2 protein-coding genes and 1 pseudogene are annotated in these 10,226 nt (G+C 74.1%); 1 reads left to right on the forward strand and 2 read right to left on the reverse strand.

Going from position 1 to position 10,226, the window contains the following annotated elements; all coding sequences use genetic code 11:
- Positions 1-41: 41 nt before the first annotated feature.
- Positions 42-9,845, reverse strand: a complete 9,804-nt coding sequence (locus AB0E67_RS24955; protein WP_362030656.1) for an amino acid adenylation domain-containing protein — start codon at positions 9,843-9,845, stop codon at positions 42-44.
- A 48-nt stretch (positions 9,846-9,893) separates the two neighbouring features.
- Positions 9,894-10,094, reverse strand: a pseudogene (locus AB0E67_RS24960) (hypothetical protein); the annotation flags it as partial.
- On the opposite strand from AB0E67_RS24960, the gene AB0E67_RS24965 reads away from it, so the two are divergent.
- Positions 10,035-10,226 (forward strand): hypothetical protein (locus AB0E67_RS24965; protein WP_362030658.1); only part of this gene is annotated, 192 nt, incomplete at its 3' end. The pseudogene AB0E67_RS24960 and the gene AB0E67_RS24965 sit on opposite strands and share 60 nt — an antisense overlap.

A 10,226-nucleotide genomic window follows, 5' to 3' on the forward strand; every position in this document is an offset into this window, starting at 1 on the left:
GCCCCGCCCCCGCTTCCGGCGGTCACCGGCTGTCGGTCATGTCACCTTCCCTCGGCGAGTTCTCCCAGCGCCCGCGCATAGGCGTCCGCCAGACCGTCGATGGTGCTCCGCTCGTACTGTGCCGAGGAGTAGGACCAACTGACGGTCAGCCGACCGTCCTGCACCAGCGCGCCGACGTCGATCAGATGCGGCCTGGCTTCACCGAGGTCGAAGTCGCGGCCGACCACGTCCAGTTCGCGGCGGATCAGGCCGCCCGCTCCGCTGTCGCCGCCCGCCATGTCGAACCGGCCCAGGTAGTTGAAGCTGATCTGCGGGTGGGGCGCGTCCGGGAGCAGGCCCGCGCCGAGCCAGCGCAGGGCGCCGTGCCCGACGCCGTGGTGCGGCACGGCCCGCAGCCGGCGCTTGACCGCCCGGACGGTCTCCGCCCAGCCGGCCCCGGCCGGGGTGTGCAGCGCCACCGGGTGCAGGGCCGTGAACCAGCCGACCGTGCCCGACAGGTCGATGTCCTCGAACAGGTCCTCCCGACCGTGGCTCTCCAGCGCGACGACCTGGTCGTCGCGGCCGGTCCAGTCCGACAGGACCCGGCCGAGCCCGGCCAGGAGCAGGTCGTCTATCCGGGTGCGGTAGCGGCCGGGCGCGGCGTGCAGCAACGCGTGGGTCCGCTCGGCACTCAGGGTGACCGCCACCGCGTCCAGCTCCGCCCCGGTGTTGGGAGCGTCCGGGCGGTCGACCGGCAAGGTGCCCGCGGCCGCGCGCACCGCGTCGGCCGCGCCCCGCCAGTGGTCCAGTTCCGCGTCGAACCCGCCCTCCGCGACGTGCCGTTCCAGTCGGCGCGTCCACTGCCGCACCGACGAGGTCCGGGGCCGTACCTCGACCGCTTCACCGGTCACCGCCTGCGCGTAACCGGCCTCCAGGTCGTCGAGCAGGATCCGCCAGGACACGCCGTCGACGACCAGGTGGTGCGCGGTGAGCGTGAGCCAGGGCGCGCGACCGGGGCCCCGGTCGGCGTACAGGACCCGCAGCAGCGGGCCGTCGCCCAGCCGGAACCCTGCCTGCGCCGCACGGACGACGGCGTCCCAACGGGCGTGCGCGGCGGCCTCGTCCGCCGTGCCGGACAGGTCGTGCACGGTGAACAGGGCGTCCGGGTCGGTGTCCTCGACGGCCGCGACGTGCCCGGTCCACCGGTCGTCCGGACCGGTGGGCGCGTAGGTGGAGCGCAGCGCCCCGTGCCGGGCCACCAGGGCCGCCACGGCCGCCCTCAGCGCCGACGGGACGGTGCCGGGGGCGAGTTCGAAGGAGTTCGTCATGCCGAAGTGGGCCGGGGCGAGGGGGTGCGTCGCGAAGAACCAGCGCGCGATCGGGGTGAGCGGCAGTTCGCCGGTCTCGGTGTCCTCGGCGGTGGCCGCCGGGGACGCCGTGTCGCGGGCCGCGTCGGCCTCCGCCGCCAGAACCGCGACGGTCTGGCCCACGAACACGTCCCGCGAGGACAGTTCGAGACCGGCGCGGCGGGCCCGGGACACGACCTGGATGCTGAGGATGGAGTCACCGCCCAGGTCGAAGAAGGTGTCGTGCACCCCGACCTCGTCGACCTTCAGCACGTCCGCCCAGATGGCGCAGAGCGTCCGCTCGGTCTCCGTGCGCGGGCCGACACGCCCGGCGACCGACCCGGTGTCCGACGGCGCGGGCAGCGCCTTGCGGTCCGTCTTGCCGCTCGCGTTCACCGGCAGCGCCGACAGGGTCACATAGGCCGACGGCACCATGTAGTCGGGCAGTGTCCGGGCCAGATGGGACCGCAGTTCCTCGGGCGGGCACGGCGTCACGCCCTCGGCGGGAACCGTGTACGCCACGATCCGCTTGGCGCCCGGCCGGTCCTCCCGTACGACGGCCGCGCCCTGTTCGACCGCGGGATGGGCGGCGAGCGCGGCCTCGATCTCGCCGAGCTCGATCCGCAGGCCGCGGATCTTCACCTGGTCGTCGGCGCGGCCGACGAACTCCAGCCGCCCGTCGGCCCGCCAGCGCACCACGTCGCCGGTCCGGTAGAGCCGCGCGGCGCCCTTCGGGTCGGCCGGGTCGGGGACGAAACGGGTGGCCGTCAGGCCCGGGCGGCCCAGGTAGCCGCGGGCCACGCCCGCGCCCGTCACGTACAGCTCCCCGGGTACGCCGACCGGGACGGGGCGCAGCCGTCCGTCGAGCACCGACACCTTCGTGCCGGAGACCGGGCCGCCGATCGGGGGCACGGCCGCCGCGGTCGCGGGGGCGAGCGGCAGCGTCCCGCTGAGGGTGGCGACGACCGTGGTCTCGGTCGGGCCGTACGCGTTCAGCATCCGGCGCCCGTCGGCCCAGCGGGCGACGAGATCCGCGGTGACGGCCTCACCGCCCGACAGCAGCGTCCGCAGGCCCGGCGCGCGGCCGGCCGGGATACTGCCGAGGACGGTCGGCGGGATGAAGGCGTGCGTGACGCGTTCTCGCTCCAGGACGTCGGCAAGGTCCTCCCCGGCGAGCGGGCCGCTGGGCAGCGGGGCGCCGTCCGTGTCCCGGGCCCCGGGGTCGGTGGGCAGGACGAGGGTGCCGCCGCCGCTGAACGCCATCAGCAGTTCGAGCACGGACGCGTCGAAGCCCGACGACGCGAGCTGGAGGAACCGCCCGCCGTCCCCGGACGCCCGGTCCGCGGCGGCGTGCCCGTCCGGGGCCCGGACGGTCCGGGCCCCGGTGTCCTCCCCGTCCAGGTCGTGGACGGTGCGGGCGAGGGAGGCCAGACCGGTGTGCGGGACGACCACGCCCTTCGGACGGCCCGTCGAGCCGGAGGTGTAGATGACGTACGCCGCTGCCGACGCGGGTACCGGCACGCGCACGGGCCGCGCGGCCGACCCGGCGTCGGCCCGGACGAGCGCCGGGTCGTCGACCGTGAGGACGACGGGCGCGGCGCCCCCGGGCCGGGCGGGCGCGGCGCTGAGCGCGTCGGCGCCGGTCCGGTCGGTCACCAGCACGGTCGCGCCGCAGTCCGAGAGCACGTAGTCCAGCCGCTCGGCCGGCCAGCCCGGGTCGACCGGGACGTACACGCCGCCGGCCCGCAGTACCGCGATCACCGTGACCACCCATTCGGGCGAGCGGGGCAGCATCACCGCGACCCGTGATTCGAGCCGGACGCCGCGGGCGTACAGCAGCCCCGCCATCCGGTCCGCCCGCTCGTCCAGTTCGCGGTACGAGATCTCCTCGCCGCCCCACGCCAACGCGGGCGCGTCCGCGTGCGCCGCGGCCCGTCCGGCGAACCACTCGCCGAACGCGACCGGAGTGGAACCTTCGCGGCCGGTGCCCCAGTGCGCGGCGCGGCGTGCCTCGTACGGGGACAGCGGGGCGACGTCGGCGAGGGTCGTCGCCTCCCCGGAGGTCAACTCCCGCACCATGCGGGCCAGGTGCTCGGCGAGCCGCCGCGCGGTGACGGTGTCGAACAGCAGCGGGTCGTAGGCCAGGTCCATGCTCAGCCCACCGGTGTCGCCCCTGCCGCCGCCCGCGATGAGCGTGAGCGGGTAGTTGGTGGCCTCGACGGCTTCCACCTCCCGCAGCCCCACCCCGTGCCGGGCGGCGGCGTCGGCGTCCGCCGGATAGTTCTCGAACACCACCAGGGTCTCGAACAGCGCGGTGCCGGAGGGAACTTCGGTCTCGATGTCGCTCAGCGCCACGTATTCGTGCCGGCGGGCCTCGACGGCCCCTTCCTGGATCCCGCTCAGCCAGGGCACGACGGGGTGGTCCATGGAGACGTCCACCCGCACCGGGAGGGTGTTGATGAACAGGCCCAGGATGCTGTCGGAGCCGGGCAGTTCGGCGGGCCGCCCGGAGACCGTCGCTCCGAACACGACGTCCCGCGCTCCGCTGTGGTGCGCGAGGAGCAGCGACCAGGCGCCCTGCACGACGGCGTTCGGCGTCAGCCGGTGGCGTCGCGCGAACACCCGCGCCCGCTCCGCCTCGGCCGCCGACAGCACAACCGGCACCCGCTCGGTCGAGCATCCCTGGCGTTCCCGGGAGGCCGGACGGTCGCAGGGCAGGGACACGGGCTCGGCGAAACCGGCCAGCCGTTCCCGCCAGTAGGCGCGCCCCTCGGTGTGGTCGCGTGCCCCCAGCCACTCCAGGTAGTCCCGGAACGCACCCCGCGCCGGGGCCGGTCGCGCGGTGTCCGCACCGGTCAGTGCCGCGTACTCGGCGATCACGTCCGACAGGAGCGCGGCGCTGCTCCACCCGTCCAGGAGCAGATGGTGGAAGGTCCAGAGGACCTGTACGGCCCCGCCGGGCAGCGTGGCCAGGGTGAGCCGGGCCGGTGGTGCCGTGCCGAGGTCGACGCCTCGTTCGCGGTCCGCCGCGAGCAGGGCCGTGACCCGCGCGGCGCGGTCCTCCTCGTCGGCGCAGGCGGACCAGTCGAGGAACGTGACCGGCAGCGGCGCCTCGCGGTGCACGACCTGTACCGGCCGCTCGGTCTCCTGCCACGCCACCGACACCCGCAGCGCGTCCGTCCGGTCCGCCACCCGCCGCCAGGCACGGGCCAGCGCGGCGGCGTCGGTCACGCCGTCGAGGACACAGGCGAACTGCTCCAGGTACGCGGCGGAGTCCGGTGCGGCGAGGGTGTGGAACAGCATTCCCGTCTGGAGCGGCGTCAGCGGCAGCACGTCGGTCACGTTCCGCCCGTCGCCGGCGACCCGGTCCACCTCGTCCTGCGTCAGCGCGACGAGCGGGAAGTCGGCGGGCGAGCAGCGGCCCGCCGTGGGCTGTGCGCAGTGCGCGACGAAGTCGGCGAGCGCGGCCGTGAAGGCGTCGGCCAGCCTCCGCACGGTCTCCTCCCGGTGCAGCCCCGGCGAATACGTCCAGGAGAAGACGAGCCGGCCGTCCTGGACACCGCCGACGACCTCCAGGAGATGGCTGCGCCGCTCGCGACCGCCGCGGTCGCCTCCCGCGTCGGGCAGTTCGGCACGGTAGAGCCCGCCGTCCGGGGCCTGCGCCGGGGAATCCGTGCCGGGGTGCGTGGAGGGCGACGATCCGGAACGTGGGGCGGCCGGGGAGGCGGTCCGCGGGGTGGAGGGGGCCCCGGGCCTCGGGGCGGCCGTCACGTCGAACTGACCGTGGTAGTTGAAGCTGACCCCCGGCCGCTCCGGAAGGGCGCCCGCGCCGAGGAAGTGGAGTGCTCCGTAGCCGACGCCCCGGTCGGGCACGGCGCGCAGCCCCTCCTTGACCGCGACGATCGTGTCCGGCCAGGCGTCGCCCGCGGGCAGCGGGAGCGCGACCGGGTACAGCGATGTGAACCAGCCGACGGTACGGGTCAGGTCGACGTCGTCGAACAGTTCCTCGCGCCCGTGCCCCTCCAGGTCCACCGTCACCCGGTCCTGTCCGGTCCAGCCGCGCAGGGTACGGGCGAGGGCCGCGAGCAGCACCTCGTCCACACGCGTGCGGTACACCTGGGGCACCCGGTGCAGCAGTGCCGCCGTTTCGTCGGCGCCCAGCTCGCACAGCACGGTCCGCTCGGCGGCCACGGTGTCGTCGCCGCCCGGCGTGTCCAGCGGCAGCGCCGTCGGCGCACCGTCGAGCGCGGACGCCCAGTAGCCGCGCTGGTCGTCGAAGCCGCCGTCGCGGAGGTGCGCGGCGAGGCGGTCGGCCCACTGGCGCACCGAAGTGGTCTTCGCGCCGAGATCGGGCGACTTGCCGGAGAGTGCCTGTCGGTACGCCGTCTCGATGTCGTCCAGCAGGATCCGCCAGGACACCCCGTCGACGACCAGGTGGTGGGCGGTGAACTGCACCCGGGGCCGCTGCCCGGCTCCCCGCGCGACGAGGACCCGGAGCAGCGGGGTCCGGTCGAGGCGGATGCGGGAGGCGGCCGAGGAGGCCAGAGCGGTCCAGGCGGCCTCGGGGTCGGCGGCGGCGGAGAGGTCGTGCTCCTCCACGACGCCGCCGAGGTCGGGCAGATCGGCGACGGACACGATGCGCGCGGTCGGTGAACCGGACGGGGTCTCGGCGAAGACCGTGCGGAGCGCGTCGTGGTGGCTCAGCACGGCCCGCACGGCCGCGCGGAACGCGGACACGTCCAGGTCCTCGGTCAGCTCGAACGCCATCGACATGGCGAAGTGCGCCGGGTCCTCGGTGTGCGTGGCGAAGAACCACTCCCGGATGGGTGTCGGGGCGACCTCGCCCGTCACCTCCCCCTGCTCGGCCGACAGGGCCGGTCCGGCGCCCTCGCCGTCCCGACCCGCGGCGTCCCCGGACGCGGCGAGGCCCACGAGCCCCGCGAGGGCGGCGACGGTCTGCCGGGCGAAGACGTCGCGGGACGACAGACCGAGACCGGCCCGACGGGCCTGGGCGACGAGCTGGATGCTCAGGATGGAGTCGCCGCCCAGGTCGAAGAAGTTGTCGTGGACGCCGACCCGTTCGACGCCCAGCACGCCGGCCCAGATCGCGGCGAGGGTCTCCTCGACGGGCGTGCGCGGCGCGACGTACGCGTCGGTCGCCTCGGCCGTGGGCGTCGGCAGGGCCTTGCGGTCGACCTTGCCGTTGGCGTTCAGCGGGATCGCGTCCAGCGTCGTGAACGCCGACGGCACCATGTACTCCGGCAGCGTAGTGGCGGCGTGCTCCCGCAGGACCGCCGCGTCCACCCGTCCGCCCGGCGCGGGCACCACATGGGCGACGAGCCGGGCTGGCGCGCCCGGCCGGTCCGCGAGTGCGTCGACGACGACCTGGGCCACGGAGGCGTGGGCCGCGAGCACGTGCTCGATCTCCCTGGTCTCCACCCGGAACCCGCGCACCTTGACCTGGCCGTCGCCGGCCCGCCGCACGTATTCCAGCGTGCCGTCCGCGCGCCGCCGCACGATGTCGCCCGTGCGGTACAGCCGCTCGCCGCTCCCGCCCGGGTCGGCGACGAACGAAGCGGCCGTGAGATCGGGCCGGCCCAGGTAGCCGCGGGCGAGTCCGGTCCCGGAGACGTACAACTCGCCGGGGACGCCGAGCGGGACGGGCCGCAGCCAGGCGTCGAGGACGGCCACCCGTGTGCCGGTGACGGGGCCGCCGATGGACGGTACGCCCGCCCCGGCGACGAGTGGTGCGCTGATGGTGGCGCAGACGGTGGTCTCGGTCGGCCCGTACGCGTTGTGCATCGTGCGCCCCGGCGCGCACCGGTCGGCCGTGTCGGCGGGGCACGCCTCGCCGGCGACGGTCAGGACCGGCGGCAGGGCTGCCGTGTCGAGCGCGGCGACCAGGGCGGGCGGCAGGGTGGCGTGGGTGACCCCGGTCTCGGCGACGACCGGACCGAGCCTGGCCCCCCAGTCGGCCTCCCGTCCTCCCGGTGTCTCGTCGACGACGAGGGCGGCGCCGGTCAGGAGCGCCATGGACAGCTCCCACCAGGAGGCGTCGAAGCCCGGCGAGGCGAACTGCAGCACCCGTGCGCCGGGACCGGCACCCAGCCGTTCCGCCTGTGTACGGGCCAGTGCCGCGATCCCCGCGTGGGTGACGGCGACGCCCTTGGGACGGCCCGTCGACCCCGAGGTGTAGATGACGTACGCCCCGGCGCCGACCGGCACATGGACGCCCGGGTCGCCCGGGGCCTGCGCGGCGAGCGCGCGAACGGTCTCGGGCGCGTCGAGCAGAAGCGCCCGGGGCGTACCGGAGGCGGGCAGCCTGCCGAGCAGTGCGGTGCGGGTGAGGAGCAGGTCGGCGCCGCTGTCCGTCAGGATGTAGCCGATCCGGTCCTCGGGATAGCCCGGATCCACCGGAACGTACGTGGCGCCCGCCTTGAGGACGCCCAGCACGGCGACGACCTGGTCCACGGAGCGCGGCAGCAGCAGGGCGACCCTCGACTCCACGCCGACGCCCGCCTCCATCAGGTGCCGGGCGAGGCGGTTGGCCCGTCGGTCGAGCTCGCGGTAGGAGACGGGTTCCGCGTCGGGCGCGGTCGCGCTGATGAGCGCCGGGGCGTCGGGCGCCTCGGCGACGCGCAGGGCGAAGAGCGCGGGCGCGGAGGTCGCGGGCACGGAGGTCTCGGAGGTGGAGGTCTCGGGCGTGGGGAGTGGTTCGCGCGCCATTTTCCGGGCGCCGGTTCCGTCGCCGGCGGCTGCGTTGTCGGCGGTTCCCTTGTCGGCCGTTCCGCGGTTGGCGGTCGCGTTGTCGGCGGATTCGTGGTCAGTGGCAAGGGTGTGGAGGGGCGTGTCGGCCCGCGCGGCGAGCAGCCCCTCCGCCAGAGCAAGCCAGTGCGCCGTCATACGACCGATGGTGCTGGCGTCGTACAGGTCGGTGTTGTACTCCACGCCCGCACGCAGCCGGCCCTCGTCCTCGAGGAAGCCGAAGGTCAGGTCGAACTGAGCCGTCTCCCGCTCCAGTTCGACCGGCTCCACATGGAGGCCGGGCAGATCGAGGTCCGCGGTCGGGGTGTTCTGGAGACTCACCATCGCCTGCACGAGAGGGGTGCGGCTGGTGTCCCGGTCCGGGGCCAGCTCCTCGACGAGCCTGCTGAACGGCACGTCCTGGTGGGCGAAGGCTCCCAGCACCGTCTCGCGCACGGCCGCCAGGAACTCACCGAATCCGCGCGACTCGTCGACATCCGTCCGCAGGACCAGGGTGTTGACGAAGAAGCCGACCAGGTTCTCCCACTCGGCGCGCTCACGGCCCGACACCGCCGTGCCCAGCGCGATGTCACGCTGCCCGCTCCACCGCGAGAGAAGCAGTTGGGTGATCGCCGTCAGGCTCATGAAGAGGCTCGTGCCGTGCGCACGGCCGACCTCGCGCAACCGGTCGGCCAGGGCCTCGGGCACGTCGAAGGAGCACAACGCACCGGCGGTGGTCCGGACGGCCGGGCGGGGACGGTCGGTGGACAGGTCCAGGGGTTCGAGGCCGGCCAGCCGCTGCCGCCAGTAGGCGAGACCGTCGTCCACCGATTCGCCACCGTCGTCGGCCGTCGGCCGCTGCACACGCTGGTGAACAGCGAAGTCCGGGTATTGGAAGGGAAGTTCGGGGAGGTCCGCGGCCACACCCCGGATGGCGGCGGCATAGAGCGCGCTCAGCTCGCGCGTGATCACGCCCATGGACCAGCCGTCGGTGACGATGTGGTGCATCGCCAGCACCAGTACATGCTCCTGCGGCCGATCGGCCCGGCGCGCCAGAAGCGCGCGGAACAAAGGTCCGTTGCGCAGATCGAAGGGAGCGACCGCCTCCTGGGCGAGAAGGGCGTCCAGTTCGTCCTTTCCTGTGACGTCGACGACACGAAGGAGGTCGGAGGCGTCGGTGAGGGCGATCGCCGCCGTGGCCCGTTCGACCGTGGTGCTCGTGTCGTGCACCACCTGGACGCCGCGGCCGTCGACCTCGTCGAACGTCGTACGAAGCGCTTCGTGCCGGGCGACCAGGGCAGCGAGCGCGACACGCAGAGCGGACAGATCGAGGGCGCCGGTGAGACGGAGGGCGTCGACCACGTTGTATTCGACGGTGGTGTGCGCGAACTGGTCGAGGAACCAGAGGCGTTCCTGTGCATAGGAAAGAGGAAGCCGCCCGTCGGCCGGTCGCGGAGGGGGCGTGAAGACCGGTTCCGGTGCCGCCGCGGGAGTGAGGGAGGCGGCGAGCCGGCCGACGGTGGGGTGGTCGAACAGAGCGCGCGGCGAGAGCACGACGCCGAGGGTGTCGCGGGCGCGGGAGACGACTTGGAGGCTGGCGATGGAGTCACCACCGAGACTGAAGAAATTGTCGTGGACACCGACCCGTTCGACACCGAGCACATCCGCCCACACACCCGCCAGGATCCTCTCCGCATCAGTACGCGGCGCGACGTACTCCTCCCCCGCCTCCACCTCCGGAGCGGGAAGCGCCCTGCGGTCCACCTTGCCATTCACACTCAACGGCAGCGCATCCAGAACGACGAAAGCCGACGGCACCATGTACTCCGGCAACGCACCCCCCGCATACCCACGCAGAACAGAAACGTCGACCCCGCACCCGACCGCAGCCACCAGATACGCGACCAGGCGCTTCACCCCGGGGCGGTCCTCACGGACCTGCACCGACACCCGCCCCACCGACTCATGCCGGGAAAGCACCGCCTCGATCTCGGCCAACTCGATACGAAAACCCCGCACCTTCACCTGACCGTCACCACGACCCAAAAACTCCAGCCGACCGTCCGCCCGCCACCGCACCACATCACCCGTGCGATACAACCGACCACCCTCACCGAACGGATCCGCGACAAACCGCTCCGACGTCAGATCCGACCT

Source organism: Streptomyces sp. NPDC032161, from assembly GCF_040636995.1.
Lineage (GTDB): Bacteria > Actinomycetota > Actinomycetes > Streptomycetales > Streptomycetaceae > Streptomyces.